This is a genomic window from Microbulbifer weihaiensis (assembly GCF_048323715.1).
Lineage (GTDB): Bacteria > Pseudomonadota > Gammaproteobacteria > Pseudomonadales > Cellvibrionaceae > Microbulbifer.
In genome coordinates, this window is sequence record NZ_JBLWFL010000010.1 from 145,898 (window position 1) to 159,596 (window position 13,699).

The 13,699-nt window shown below is 58.2% G+C and carries 10 protein-coding genes; 9 read left to right on the forward strand and 1 reads right to left on the reverse strand.

The genetic code is table 11. The annotated features are described in order from the left end of the window. Positions 1 to 13 precede the first annotated feature (13 nt). From smc to ACNKU7_RS13025, 5 genes are all read left to right on the forward strand, one after another. The gene (gene smc, locus ACNKU7_RS13005; protein ID WP_418297416.1) at positions 14 to 3,517 is read left to right on the forward strand and encodes a chromosome segregation protein SMC; all 3,504 of its coding nucleotides are present in this window, start codon (positions 14 to 16) and stop codon (positions 3,515 to 3,517) included. 15 nt (positions 3,518 to 3,532) lie between these two features. Then, positions 3,533 to 4,879: a cell division protein ZipA gene (gene zipA / locus ACNKU7_RS13010; RefSeq protein WP_418297417.1), complete on the forward strand. Its 1,347-nt coding sequence runs from the start codon at positions 3,533 to 3,535 to the stop codon at positions 4,877 to 4,879. 126 nt (positions 4,880 to 5,005) lie between these two features. Continuing rightward, positions 5,006 to 7,045 (forward strand): NAD-dependent DNA ligase LigA, encoded by a 2,040-nt coding sequence (gene ligA, locus ACNKU7_RS13015; protein ID WP_418297418.1) that lies wholly within the window; start codon positions 5,006 to 5,008, stop codon positions 7,043 to 7,045. A gap of 177 nt (positions 7,046 to 7,222) precedes the next feature. Then, a complete protein-coding gene (locus ACNKU7_RS13020) occupies positions 7,223 to 7,657 on the forward strand; it encodes a hypothetical protein (protein WP_418297419.1) in 435 nt (144 codons plus the stop codon). Between the two features lie 232 nt (positions 7,658 to 7,889). Further along, a complete protein-coding gene (locus tag ACNKU7_RS13025) occupies positions 7,890 to 9,281 on the forward strand; it encodes a class II fumarate hydratase (RefSeq protein WP_418297420.1) in 1,392 nt (463 codons plus the stop codon). A gap of 45 nt (positions 9,282 to 9,326) precedes the next feature. Here the strand turns inward: ACNKU7_RS13025 and ACNKU7_RS13030 are convergent, their stop codons facing one another. Beyond that, complete coding sequence (locus ACNKU7_RS13030; protein WP_418297421.1) at positions 9,327 to 9,491, reverse strand: hypothetical protein; 165 nt, start codon at positions 9,489 to 9,491, stop codon at positions 9,327 to 9,329. Between the two features lie 277 nt (positions 9,492 to 9,768). Here ACNKU7_RS13030 and ACNKU7_RS13035 point away from each other — a divergent pair, with 277 nt between their 5' ends. The 4 genes from ACNKU7_RS13035 (at position 9,769) to ACNKU7_RS13050 (ending at position 13,470) form a co-directional block, all read left to right on the forward strand. Next, complete coding sequence (locus tag ACNKU7_RS13035; protein ID WP_418297422.1) at positions 9,769 to 9,975, forward strand: hypothetical protein; 207 nt, start codon at positions 9,769 to 9,771, stop codon at positions 9,973 to 9,975. Next, on the forward strand, positions 9,976 to 11,043 hold the full coding sequence (locus tag ACNKU7_RS13040) for an AraC family transcriptional regulator (RefSeq protein ID WP_418297423.1): 1,068 nt from the start codon (positions 9,976 to 9,978) through the stop codon (positions 11,041 to 11,043). A 206-nt stretch (positions 11,044 to 11,249) separates the two neighbouring features. After that, positions 11,250 to 13,043, forward strand: a complete 1,794-nt coding sequence (locus ACNKU7_RS13045; RefSeq protein ID WP_418297424.1) for an acyl-CoA dehydrogenase C-terminal domain-containing protein — start codon at positions 11,250 to 11,252, stop codon at positions 13,041 to 13,043. A gap of 145 nt (positions 13,044 to 13,188) precedes the next feature. Continuing rightward, positions 13,189 to 13,470 carry an SCP2 sterol-binding domain-containing protein gene (locus ACNKU7_RS13050; protein WP_418297425.1) on the forward strand — a complete coding sequence of 94 codons (282 nt, stop codon included), beginning with the start codon at positions 13,189 to 13,191 and terminating at the stop codon, positions 13,468 to 13,470. Positions 13,471 to 13,699: the final 229 nt, after the last annotated feature.

A 13,699-nucleotide genomic window follows, 5' to 3' on the forward strand; every position in this document is an offset into this window, starting at 1 on the left:
GAGTTTCAAGACCATGCGTTTGAAGTGCATCAAGCTGGCCGGGTTCAAGTCGTTCGTCGACCCGACCACCGTCTACTTCCCATCCAACCTCAGCGCCGTGGTCGGTCCGAACGGCTGTGGCAAGTCCAATACCATTGACGCCGTGCGCTGGGTGATGGGTGAGTCGTCCGCAAAAAACCTGCGCGGCGACTCCATGACCGACGTTATCTTCAACGGTTCCAGCGGCCGCAAGCCGGTGGGGCAGGCGTCGATCGAACTGGTGTTCGACAACTCCGCCGGCAAGCTCGCCGGTGAATACGCGGCCTTCAGTGAAATCTCGGTCAAGCGCAAGGTGACCCGCGACGGGCAGAACAACTATTACCTGAATGGTGAGAAGTGCCGCCGCCGGGATGTGACCGACCTGTTCCTTGGAACCGGTCTCGGCCCGCGCAGCTATGCGATCATCGAGCAGGGCATGATCTCCAAGCTGATTGAAGCCAAGCCAGAAGAGCTGCGGGTATTCATCGAAGAGGCCGCCGGTATCTCCAAATACAAGGAGCGTCGCCGCGATACGGAAAACCGTATGCGCCGCACCAAGGAGAACCTCGAGCGCCTTACCGATATCCGCGATGAGCTGGATCGCCAGCTGAGCCGCCTGGAACGCCAGTCGGCGGCAGCGGAAAAGTACAGCCGCTTCAAAGAAGAAGAGCGCACCCACAAAGCACACCTGCAGGCGCTGAAATACCGCGACCTGGACGACCAGGCCAAAGCCAAGCAGCAGCAGATCGGCGAGCTCGAACTCACCGTGGAAGAGCTGGTGACCCGCCAGGTGAGCTGCGATACCGGAATCGAAGAACAGCGTGTGGCCTACCACGACCTGTCCGACGCCTTCAATGAAGTCCAGGGCCGCTTTTATGCAGTGGGTGCGGATATCGCACGCCTGGAACAAAACATTGCCCACGCCCGTGAGCGCAATGCGCAGTTGCAGTCCGACCTTTCCCGCACCGAGCAGGAGTACCGCGAATCCCAGGCGCTGCTGTCGGCGGACCAGGAAAAAGCCAGCGAGTTCGAAGCAGAGCTCGAAGTCATCGTGCCGGATCTGGAAATGGTGCAGGCCGCGGAGGAAGAGTCCGCCCAGACCCTGCTGACCGCCGAAGACCAGATGCGCGAATGGCAAAACGAGTGGGATCAGTTCAACCAGGGCGCTTCCGGCTCGCGCCAGAAGGCGGAGGTTCAGCAGTCCCGTATCCAGCACCTGGAAACTTCCAGCCAGCGCCTGCAGGATCGTATCAACCGGTTGAAAGCCGAGCGTGAGGGGCTGGCCGGAAGCGGAGATGACAGCGAACTGGAGCAGCGCAATGAAGAGCTGGCCGAGCTGGAAATGCAGCTGGCCGAGCGTCGCGAATCCATTTCAGAGCAGACTGAGCAGCTGAGCGACCTGCGCAGGCAGGAGAGCGAGCTGGCTGCCGAGCTCGATAAAGAGCGTCTGCAACTGCAGACCAGTCGTGGTCGCCAGGCATCCCTTGAGGCCCTGCAGCAGGCTGCCATGGGGCAGGGAGAGTCGGTGGCCAACTGGCTGCAGACACAGAATCTTCAGGACAAACCGCGCCTGGCGGAACAGATTCGAGCGGAATCTGGCTGGGAGACCGCCGTAGAAACGGTGCTCGGTGCCCAGTTGCAAGCGGTTTGTATCGATCGCATTGAATCGCTGCAGGACAGCCTCGCCAGCTTCGATGGCGGTCAGGCGGTATTTGTTGACGGTCAGGCGGTCACATCCGCAGCGGGTGGCAGTCTGCCCAAGCTTGCCGATGTGGTGCAGGGACCGGCGTCGCTGCAGGGGCTTGTCGATGGCATCTATACCGCCACAGACCTGAACAGTGCACTGGCGCAGCGCAGCCAGCTCAAGGCTGGCGAGAGCATCGTTACCCGCGACGGCTTGTGGCTGGGCCCGAACTGGCTGCGGGTGAGCCGCGGCGCTGATGCCGAGGCCGGCGTACTGGCGCGCAAGCAGGAACTGGAAGACCTTGAGCAGGCGCTCGCGGAGTGCGAAGCCCGTATCGAAGAACTGACCGAGCAGCGGGAACAGTTGCGAGCGCGTGCCGGTGAACTTGAATCCGGTATCGAACAGGCGCGCAACGACGCCGAACAGCTGAATCGCCGCACCGGCGACCTGCGCAGCCAGCTCTCCGCCCAGCGTGCGCGCCAGGAACAAATGGATGAGCGCCGCCGCCGAATCGAGCAGGAGATTGCCGAAGTCCGCGAACAGATGGATGGCGAAGCGGAATCCATTTCCGAGGCGCGAATCGTGCTGCAGGAAGCGCTGGAGGCGATGAGCGACGATACCGATCGCCGCGAGTCCATGCTCGCCCGTCGCGAGGAGCTGCGTGAGGCCCTCGACGCCGCGCGCCAGCGCGCACGCGAAGACAAAGATCGCTCGCACGAACTGGCCATGCGCGAGCAGTCGGTGCGCACCCAGAAAGTTTCCCTGGAGCGTACCCTGCAGGTTCTGCGGGAACAGGTAGAGCGCCTGCAGACTCGCCGCGAAGAACTGCGCCAGCAGATGGAAGATGCGCAGGATCCTTCACTGGACTACCAGAGTGAGCTGGAAGAAAAGCTCGCCCAGCGCATCGATGTGGAAACCGAGCTTTCCGAAGCGCGCAAAAAGTTGGAAGAAGTCGAGACCAGCCTGCGTACCCAGGAGCAGGAGCGCCACAAGGCAGAGTCGGCTCTGCAGGGCCTGCGTGCACAGCTGGAGCAGCAGCGCCTGACGGCGCAGACACTGGAAACCCAGCGTGCCGGTCTGGTAGAGCAGCTGCGTGAATCGGATCACGATGTGGAAATTCTGCTGGATGAACTCCCGGAGGAATTGACCATCGAGGCGGTGCAGCAGGATCTGGAACTGGTGGCCGCACGTATCTCCCGCCTGGGGCCGATCAACCTGGCGGCCATCGATGAATACAAGCAGGAGTCCGAGCGCAAGAATTACCTGGATCGCCAGTATGGCGACCTGACCGATGCGCTGGAAACCCTGGAAAATGCGATCCGCAGGATCGACAAGGAAACCCGTACCCGCTTCAAGGAAACCTTTGATCAGGTGAACGGTGGCCTGCAGGAATTGTTCCCGAAAGTATTTGGTGGTGGTCACGCGTACCTGGAGCTGACCGGGGAAGATTTGCTGGATACCGGTATCGCGATCATGGCGCGTCCCCCGGGCAAGCGAAACAGCACCATTCACCTACTGTCAGGTGGTGAGAAGGCGCTGACGGCCATTGCCCTGGTTTTCTCGATCTTCCGCCTGAACCCGGCGCCTTTCTGTATGCTGGACGAGGTTGACGCACCGCTGGACGACGCCAACGTGGGGCGTTACGCGCGCATGGTTAAGGAAATGTCAGAGCACGTGCAGTTCATTTACATTACCCACAACAAAATTGCCATGGAAATGGCCGACCAGTTGCTGGGCGTCACGATGCATGAGCCGGGTGTATCCCGACTGGTATCGGTAGACGTGGAAGAAGCGGCGGAGTTGGCCTCGGCGTAGGGAGAAAGAGCGAAAATGGACAACTGGCTGATCAACTTGCTGGCGCTGTTGCTGTTCGCCGTTGTGGTGGACGGTGCACGCCGCGCTTATTTAAAGCACCGCGATACGGTAAAGGTCTCCCGCAATCTATCGCGCGCGATGCGGCGCGACATGAACGAGCGCGAGTACGATGACCTCGACACCGATATCCTGTCTCCGGCGCGCAAAATGGATGTGGGCGCGACCACAGTGCGCAAGCCGTCGGTAATCGACGATTCCGAGCTGGAATACATCGACCCGGAAGAGGCGGAAAAACGCCGTCAGATTTCCGCCGAGCTGCCGGGCACGGTACGTGTGGTACAGCGCCGCAAACCCGAAGATGCGTCCCAGGTAAATCGACAGGTGCAGCAGAATTTCCAGTCCTCGCGCAAGCCGCTGGCGGGCAGCAAGCCTGGTCGGGTGGCGGCGGAAGACGCGTCGAGCGAAGCTCGCATTCCGGAACAGGCATCCCTGAATCTGGATGAGCAGGTGCCGATGCTAATGGATTCTGTGGCCGACGAGGCCGCAGCAGCGCCCGCTGGCGAATTCGTGTCCGCATTCAATGAGCCGGCTGTCGGTGGTGATCTGGTCGCCGGTGGCGAGCCCGATGAAGACTTTGTGGCCGCACAGCGTCGCGAGCCCTCGCTCGACGAGTCGGTGAGTCTCGAGTCGCTTCAGGCGGTGGATGTAGAGCAAACTGTGGCCAGCGATAAAATGGCGCCTCCCGCCGAAGAGCCGCTGGTTCAGAAGAAGTCCGGCTGGAATGCGGCAGATATCAAGTTTCCGGAGCTGAAAAAGGCTTCGCCGTTTGCACGCAGCAAGGACAAGGGCCCGGCTTCAGAGCGCGCCGGTTCTCGCCAGAGTCCATCCCGACAGAAATCGGCGGAAGCCCGTCGCGAACTGCCGGTGGAAGAGGTCCTGATCCTCAATATCATGGCGCCCCAGGGGGATTACTTCGAAGGCAACGATCTGCTGCGGGTACTGCTTTCCAGCGGCCTGCGTTTTGGTGATATGAATATCTTTCACTATCACTGCGGCGAGGCAGGTGAGGGCCCCGCGCTCTTCAGCCTGGCGAATATTGTGGTGCCTGGCACTTTCGATATGTCGCAGATGGAAGATTTCACCACGCCCGGTGTCAGCCTGTTCCTGACCCTGCCCGCCGAGGTGGAAGCGCTCAAGGCACTGGATACGCTCCTGACCACTGCCCGCAACATTGCCGAGCAATTGGGCGGAGAGCTGAAAGATGAAAACCGCAGCGTCTTTACCGGCCAGACTGCGGAACACTATCGTCAGCGGGTAATGGAATTCCAGCGCCGCAAGGCGTTGGCCAAGGCCCAGGCCTGACCCGCTGCCATTCCGGTACTGATTTCCGGATAAAGCATCGAAGCGTTGACGGGTGCTCGTTATTGCGGGTGCCCGTTTGTCGTTTCAGAAATCGAAAAATATCAAATAAAAGTTTATTGACCGCCAATGAACGAACAAAACATCCCCCTCGATGTGCAGACCCGGGTTGCGGAGCTGCACGACATTCTCAACCGGGCCAACTACCAGTACTACGTGCTTGATACCCCGGAATTGCCTGATGCGGAATACGACCGCTGCCTGCGCGAACTGCAAAAGCTGGAGCAGGAGTATCCGAGCCTGGTTACCACGGACTCGCCGACGCAACGGGTCGGAGCGGAACCACTCAGTGCCTTCACCCAGGTGCGGCATGAGTTGCCGATGCTCTCTCTGGATAACGCGTTCAGTGATGAAGAATTACAGGATTTTGACCGTCGTATCCGCGATCGCCTGAACAGCCAGAATGCAGTCGAATACGCGTGCGAGCCCAAGCTTGATGGCATCGCCGTAAGCCTGCTGTATCGCAATGGTGTACTGGAGCGCGCTGCGACCCGCGGCGACGGCACTGTCGGGGAAGACATTACCCAGAATGTGCGCACGATTTACTCGGTGCCTCTCAAGCTCCTCGACGGCGATGTGCCGCCAGTGCTCGAGGTGCGGGGGGAAATCTACATGCCGAAGGCCGGATTTGCCGAGTTGAATGACAAGGCCCGTGCCGCGGGGGAGAAGCTGTTTGTCAACCCGCGCAACGCGGCCGCCGGCAGTTTGCGCCAGCTGGATCCGAAGATTACCGCCAGGCGACCTCTGCAGCTCTGCGTGTACAGTGTCGGGCTTGTGGAAGGTGGCGAACTGCCGGAGCGGCATACCGATATTCTCGAGCAACTGAATCGCTGGGGATTCCGTATCAACAGCGAAATGGCGGTGGCGGAAGACATCGATGCCTGTATTGATTACTACCGCAAGCTGGGCGAAAAGCGCGAACAGCTGCCGTACGATATCGACGGTATCGTGTTCAAGGTGAACAGTATCCCGCTGCAGAAACGCCTGGGCTTTGTTGCCCGTGCCCCGCGCTGGGCCACTGCCTACAAATTCCCGGCCCAGGAGGAAATGACCAAACTACTGGATGTGGAGTTCCAGGTTGGACGCACCGGTGCGGTGACGCCGGTTGCGCGGCTGGAGCCGGTATTTGTCGGCGGTGTCACTGTGTCCAATGCGACCCTGCACAACCGCGACGAAATTGCCCGCCTCGGGGTCAAGGTCGGCGATACCGTGATTATTCGCCGTGCGGGAGACGTGATTCCGCAGGTAGTTTCCGTGGTCGAAAGTCGGCGCCCGGACGATGCCCGGGATATCGAATTCCCGGATCACTGCCCGGTGTGTGATTCCCCGGTCGAGGCCACGCCGGGAGAGGCGGTGGCCCGCTGCAGCGGTGGCCTCATATGCAGCGCCCAGCGCAAGCAGGCAATCAAGCACTTTGCGTCGCGCAAGGCGATGGACATCGATGGCCTTGGCGACAAGCTGGTCGAGCAGCTGGTGGATGAGGGGTTATTGCACTCTGTATCCGGTCTTTATCACCTGGAGCTCGACGCCCTGGTTGCGCTGGAGCGGATGGGGGAAAAGTCGGCCCAGAACCTGCTGGATGCACTGGAAAAGAGCAAGGACACAACGCTGCCCAAGTTTCTCTATGCATTAGGCATTCGCGAGGTGGGCGAGGCGACCGCGCGCAATCTCGCGCGACATTTCGGTGAGCTCGATGCGTTGATGCAGGCAGACACGGAAGCCTTGCAGCAGGTTGAGGATGTAGGCCCGGTCGTGGCGCACTATGTGGCGGAATTTTTTGAGCAGCCTCACAACCTCGAAGAAATCGAAGCTCTGAAACAGGCTGGTATTCGCTGGCCTGCGGAAGAGCAGCAGGGCGGTGAGCAGCCGCTGGCGGGGCAAACCTGGGTGCTGACCGGCAAACTGGAAACTCTGTCCCGCAGTGAGGCGAAGGATTATCTGCAGCGCCTCGGGGCCAAGGTTGCGGGCAGTGTTTCTGCCAATACCCATACGGTGGTGGCGGGGCCCGGTGCCGGTTCAAAACTGAACAAGGCCCGAGAACTGGATCTTCCGGTTTTGGATGAGGAGGCGCTGATTGCGATGTTGCGCGAGAGGGGTATCGAAATCTGACCGTTCTGAACGATTTATCAACATGTTGCTGGAGTTTTATTTGCGGATTTCGCAAATGCGAACGGAATGGCGATTTGCATAAACTGGAAGGTGGCTTTCTGGTGGCAGCGCCGTTACAGTTGGCGGGATAAATAGTTTCTGGAATGCGTGTTGTAGCGTACGCGAGGATTGTGCAGAGTGATTCAGGGCGATCAGGAATCCATTGTTTACGGCTGTATTAAAGACAGTAACAGCCTCACCGGCGGCAGCGACCGCCGCCGGGTCAATCGCGAAGCCGTTCTCGCCTTGCCGAGTGCAGACGAGTGGCCGTTTTTGTGTCGCGATATGTTTTCCATTCCCACCATCAAGATGAAGCAGTCCCAGTACCAGACGGATGTCATCCATTTCGGCGCGTCCTACCGCGCGGTCGAATATGAGTGGAACCACTGGATCCAGAAATTCGAGGAACTGCTGCGCAGTATGTACTGGGTTTCTGCCACGGTGCACCTGGAAACCGAACTTTCCGGTACCCACTCGTTTACCTGGGAGGCGGCTGGCCTCTACCACGAGCCGGGCTGCGGTGATATGCAGGTACGCTGCGAGTGGACCCAGGAAGGTCGCGTCAGCATGTAACCATGCAATCAGGGCACGCCCATTATGCGTGCTCCTGAGCGCGAGTTGCTCCCGATCTCCAGTCCTCCCCGTCTTCTGACATTGTGTCGTTCTTTTCAGAGTGCCGTCGGATACCTATCCGGCGATTTCCAGTTGTAACGCATGCGCGCTACTCTTCCTTATGCGCAATTCCCCGCATTGATCATCGGTTAGGTTGTCCGAATTCTGCTTCACAGATTGAAAGGACTAAAGCATGGCCAGTAAATTTCGCACAGAGAAGGATAGTCTCGGCGAAGTCCAGGTTCCGGCTGATTCACTCTATGGTGCCCAGACCCAGCGGGCCGTCGACAATTTTCCGGTAAGTGGGTACCCACTGCCGGTACCTTTTATTCGCGCAGTAATTGCGATCAAAAAGGCTGCGGCGGAGGCCAATTGTGGACTCGGGCTGCTGGATGGTGATATTGCTGCAGCGATTGTTTCCGCCTGTGATCAGGTTATGCGCGAGGATTTCGCCAGGCAGTTTCCGGTGGATGTATTCCAGACGGGCTCGGGCACCAGTACCAACATGAATGTGAATGAGGTACTTGCCCGTCTCGCGAGCGCCAGCTCGGGCGTGGATGTCGGGGCGAACGATCACGTCAATATGAGCCAGAGCAGCAATGATGTGATTCCGTCGGCCATCCACCTGTCAGCGATGCTTGAGATTCAAAACCACTTGTTGCCCGCGTTCTGGCACTTACAGCAGAGTATCGAGCGCAAGGCGAGTGCGCTGGGGGACGTGGTGAAGACCGGCAGGACGCATCTGATGGATGCGGTGCCGGTTACCCTGCAACAGGAGATGTCGGCGTGGAGTGCACAGCTGCACTTGTCCTGCGAGCGGCTGGAAAGTGCGCTGCCAAGGCTTGCGCAGCTCGCGCAGGGCGGTACCGCGGTAGGGACGGGGCTAAACGCGCACGAGGATTTCGCGGAACGATTTGCCCAGCGTCTGAGTATTGAGTGTGGTATAGCCGTTCGCCCTGCGGATAACGCGTTTGCTGCGATTGCCAGCCAGGATACTGCGGTAGAAATCTCCGGCCAGCTAAAGACGGCTTCGGTCACGTTGATGAAAATTGCCAATGATCTGCGCTGGATGAACAGTGGTCCGCTCGCTGGCTTCGGAGAGATCGCGCTGCCGTCACTGCAGCCTGGCAGCAGTATCATGCCGGGCAAGGTGAACCCGGTGATCGCGGAATCTGTGGCGATGGTTTCTGCGAAGGTGATCGGCAATGACGCCGCTATTACGGTGGCTGGTCAAAGCGGTAATTTCCAGCTGAATGTCATGCTTCCGCTGATAGCGTTTTCCGTGTTGGAAAGTATTCACTTACTTGGTAACGCCGCAAGGTTGCTGGCGGACAAAGCCATCGACGGGTTCGAGGTCAATCGGACGCGTATTGCCGAAGCGCTGGGTAAAAACCCGATCTTGGTGACAGCCCTTAACCCCGTGATCGGATACAGTGCTGCGGCGGAAATAGCCAAGGCGGCTTATGCCAGTGGTCGACCGATTCTTGATGTCGCATTGGAAATGACGGATCTGTCGGAAGAAGTGCTGAGGGAAATTCTGGATCCGGCGAGATTGGCGAAGGGAGGGATCATCCGTGGCAACTGATGCAGGCAAAGGAAAATAGCCAGCTGACCCGATTGCTTAAGATATTCAGGTCAAGGCAAGAATAGCGAACAGTATCGCGAGCATCAGTATCCCCAGGCACCCAATCCATATGCCCAGCCTGGTCAGGGTTTTGCGATCTTCCTCGCGGTAGATCAGTCGCTGGCTCTCGGTTTGCCTTCGAATAACGCTGTCGGCTGCATTCTGAAGCATCCGGTTTTGTACCTCCTGTTAGTTTTTCCGATAAATCTGCTGCGTATCGCTGATCCATGTTGAGCTGGTCACCGCAGCGTGGGTATCAGTCGGGCAGCGGCGTTGACAGTGGTGCGGTGATGCTTCACGATTCTGCGCCGCATATACCTGCTGGAGGCCGGTTGCCTTCAGATACCATTGGGTTAGGCCTTTTGCCCGGCTTTCGATAGTATTTAAGGGTAGTGTTGTCGGTCGTGGCCGACTAGCCATTCATTTCTTTCAGATAAGTGCGCAGACTATGGCCATAAAACGCCGTCGATCCTTTGTTACCAGTGTTCTGGCTTGTATTGCATTCATCGCTGCGGCGATCTGGAGCTGGGATTTACCGGTGGCCGATGTGTTGAGCTACCTGGTATTGATGCTGGTGTTTCTTGTCGTGATCGTGGCCGTTGCATTCGGGTTCGGCGCGCTGCTCAATTGGTTGCGCAATCGTAGAAATAAATAAATGGCGAGTACCAGCGAAGAAGACATCCGCATTCCCATTGCTTATGTGCAGCGATTACTGGAAGAAGCTGCGCGCAATGGTTGCAACAGGGACGAACTGCTGGCTTCGGTGGATATCGATGAGAGTGAGCTCGAAGGTACCGCTGCGTTCTCGGCTGTCAAGTACGGTCGCCTCTATCAGCGGGTAATGTGGCTCGCGCAGGATGAGTGGTTCGGGATGTTGAGTGGTGGGCGCGTGCGTCCGGGCTCTTTCCGGCTGCTTTGCCTTACCGTGGTCAATTGCGCGACAGTGCGGCAGGCCATTACCCTCAGCGCGGAATTCATGGAGATCTGTCGCGGGTTTCGGGTAAAGCCGGTGCTGAACAGTCACGACGGCCGCGAGCGTGTGGTCATCAGCGGGATCAGTTCCCTCGCAGATGGCGAATTCGAGCAATTGCTCGCGGAGACCAATCCCAGTGTGATTCGTACAACCCTGGCAGTTTGGCACCGTTTCTACTGCTGGCTGGTTGGACGGGAAATTCCACTGGCGAAACTGCATTTTTCGTTTTCCTGTCCGGAAGAGTTTGTCGCCCTGGCGCAGAGTGAAGCTGAGGAACTGTTGTTTGACCAGCCGAGCAATGCACTGGAGTACGAAAGCCGTTACCTGGACTACCCGATCGTCCAGAGTCCGCAAACGCTGGAAGATTTCATTCGCACTGCACCGTATCACCTGGTGATCAGCGACGGCAGTGCGAACAGTATCAAGACCAAGGTCAAGACGATCCTGAACCGGGATGTCAGCGAGTCCATGCCCGCCGCAGAAGCGGTGGCGGAACGGCTCAACATGTCTGTCACCACACTTCGCCGGCGCCTTCAGCAGGAAAACACCTCGTACCAGAAGCTGAAGGACGAGTGCCGGATGGAGGCAGCATTCCACTACCTCAGCTGTCCGGATCTCTCTAATGCCCAGATTGCCGAGATGCTTGGCTTCGATGAAGCCAGTGCTTTTTTTCGGGCGTTCAAAAAATGGACGGGCGTTACGCCTGGTGAGTACCGCAAGAGCCCCCGCCCAACTGCCACAGCACACTGATAAGCCCGTTTTTCCCGGGTTGCCCTGACTGTCGCGTCACATCTCCCCGCCGTATTTTGTTATCGCTTTGGGCGGATTTCGCCATGGCAGGCGGTAGCTAGTTCTTACTATGATGAATAAAACCAACATATGGGTCACAAGTTTGCCCCAGGGGCGGGCACGCCCAACCAAGATAACCTTTTGCGAAAGAAGAGAGGGTATACAGAATGAGCGAGATCAAGATTCCGCTGCGTGACATGCGCTTCGCGATGCGCGAACTGCTGAACTGGGATCAGCACTATGCGTCGCTGGGATATGAAGACGCGAGTCCTGACGTGGTGGACGCCATTCTGGAAGAGGGCGCCAAATTCTGCGAAAACGTCCTCGCTCCGCTGAATCAGATTGGTGACCAGCAGGGTTGTACCTGGAAGGACGGAGAGGTCAAAACTCCCGACGGCTTTAAAGAAGCCTACCAGCAGTTCGTAGAAGCTGGCTGGCCGTCTCTCGCGCACGACGTTGATTACGGCGGCCAGGGCCTGCCGCCTTCGCTGGGTACTGCGCTGAGTGAAATGGTTGGTACGGCGAACTGGTCCTGGGGCATGTACCCGGGCCTGTCCCACGGTGCCATGAACACCCTGGAAGAGCACGGCACCGAAGAGCAAAAGCAGGCGTACCTGACCAAGCTGGTTGAAGGTACCTGGACCGGTACCATGTGTCTGACCGAGCCGCACTGTGGTACCGACCTGGGTATCCTGCGCACCAAGGCCGAGCCGAATGACGATGGCTCATACGCCATTTCCGGTACCAAAATTTTCATCTCTGCCGGTGAGCACGACATGGCAGAGAACATCGTGCACATCGTGCTCGCGCGTCTGCCCGATGCGCCCGCGGGCACCAAAGGCATTTCCCTGTTTATCGTGCCTAAATTCCTGCCGAACGCCGATGGTTCCGTTGGCGAGCGCAACAGCGTCAGCTGTGGCTCACTGGAGCACAAGATGGGCATTCACGGCAATGCAACGGCAGTACTGAACTTTGACGGCGCGAAAGGTTTCCTGATCGGCCCGCCCAACAAGGGTCTGAACTGCATGTTCACCTTTATGAACACTGCGCGTCTGGGTACTGCGCTGCAGGGCGTCGCGCATGCCGAAGTGGGCTTCCAGAAGTCCCTGGCGTACGCCAAAGACCGTCTGCAAATGCGCTCCCTGAGTGGCCCGAAGAATCCGGACGGTGCAGCGGATCCGATTATCGTGCACCCGGATGTGCGCCGTATGCTGATGACCCAGAAAGCGTTTGCTGAAGGTGGCCGCATGCTGACCATGCTGTGTGCGCAGCAAGTGGATCGCACACACGTGGGTTCTGAGGAAGACAAGAAAGAAGCGGACGACATGCTGGCGTTCCTGACGCCGATCGCAAAAGCTTTCCTGACAGAAACTGGTTTTGAATCCGCCAACCTGGGCCTGCAGTGTTTCGGTGGTCACGGTTACATCGCTGAGTGGGGCGCAGAGCAGAATGTTCGCGACGCGCGTATCGCCACCATCTATGAAGGTACCACCGGCATTCAGGCGCTCGACCTGCTGGGCCGTAAGGTGCTGATGAGCCAGGGCGAACTGCTGCGCAAGTTCACCAAGGTCGTGCACAAGTTCTGCCAGGCGGAAGTCGACAACGAAGCACTGGCTCCGTTCGTCGCCAAGCTGCAGGAAATCAACAAGCAGTGGGGCGACCTGACCCTGCACGTTGGTGCCAAGGCGATGGAGAACCCGGACGAAGTTGGCGCGGCTTCCGTGGACTACCTGATGTACTCAGGCTATGCCGTGCAGGCCTACCTGTGGGCACTGGCTGCCAAAGTGGCAAACGAAAAACTGGCAGCGGGCACTGAAGAGCAGGATTTCTATCGTGCCAAGCTGGCTACCGCGCGTTTCTACTACGACCGCATTCTGCCGCGCACTGCTGCCCATGCCGGCGCAATGCAGAGCGGTGCTGACAACCTGATGAGCCTCGACCCGGAACACTTCGCGTTCTGAGTTCGATGAAGTAACACCGCCGCTGGCAACAGCGGCGGTGTTTTGGTTCTGCAGTCGGTCAATTATTACGACTGCAGAGTCTATACCCGGAGTATCAATGCGGTTACCGGTACATATTTTTGAGCGCTTACAAAGCCTTACTTGTTTGCCTCCAGTCACTCGGGTACAGTTCCGGCTGCCAGATGGCAGCGATTTTTACCTGCAGGTCGCTCGCGAAAACGGCGCGGATAATGGACGCGTAGTCGCGAAGCAGAACATGGGGTTGATCGCAGATCCTGAGCTTGAGCTGGAAATGTCCTTCGATACGCTGAAGGATGTGATTGAGGGTTCGCTCAGTGCGCGGCACGCATTCCTGCTCGGGGATATCCGTTATACCGGTGATCGAGATCTGGCGGCGGCGTTGGCCGACCTTTTTGCCGCCACTTAAACAACACCGAGAAACAATCCAAAGACAGACAGGTTTCTGCCATATATCTCGGCTAGGTACCTGCTGAAAAACATCAATTAAACAATAAATATCAGTCCGTGAGGCCCCGAAATCCGGGGTTTTCGACTATAAACGGACATGGAGAATATCGAGATCAATCCCAGTCTGTGAGTTCCCCTGAGAGTTTGAATGCTATGAGGGAGACTTATGCGTCCGCGGTGACCCAGTT